General features: G+C 57.8%; 1 protein-coding gene. It reads right to left on the bottom strand.

Annotated elements, in window-relative coordinates:
• Positions 1 to 76 precede the first annotated feature (76 nt).
• On the bottom strand, positions 77 to 443 hold a 367-nt coding region (locus P0G09_RS15665; RefSeq protein WP_275253115.1), incomplete at its 5' end, for a cation:dicarboxylase symporter family transporter.

Below are 443 nucleotides of genomic sequence, written 5' to 3'. Positions count from 1 at the left end.
CCAGAAAAAAGATCCAAACAAAAAGGCCGCCGTGCCAGCAGCACAGCAGCCTTTGAAAAGCCATTTCAGTTTTGAATCACTTGCACAGGAACGCCGGCAGGGGCTTGCCCTCCTTGCGCCACTGGTGATATTCCGCAGTGGCGGCAAATTCCACGTCACCGGCGGAGTTCAGGGCAGTTTCCACGGAATCCTGCACCACGCCGATTATAAAGCCGACACCGACCACCTGCATGGCGATATCATTGGAGATGCCAAACAGGGAGCAGGCCATGGGGATCAGCAGCAGGGAGCCGCCAGCCACGCCGGAAGCACCGCAGGCACCCAGAGCGCTCATCACCGAAAGAAGGATGGTGGCGGGCAGGGACACCTGAATGCCCAGCGTATTGGCCGCAGCCAGCGTCATAATGGTAATGGTGATGGCGGCACCATCCATATTGATGGTA

This window comes from Faecalibacterium sp. DFI.5.82, assembly GCF_029076575.1.
Lineage (GTDB): Bacteria > Bacillota > Clostridia > Oscillospirales > Ruminococcaceae > Faecalibacterium > Faecalibacterium duncaniae.
This window is presented reverse-complemented; position numbering and strand designations above follow the sequence as displayed.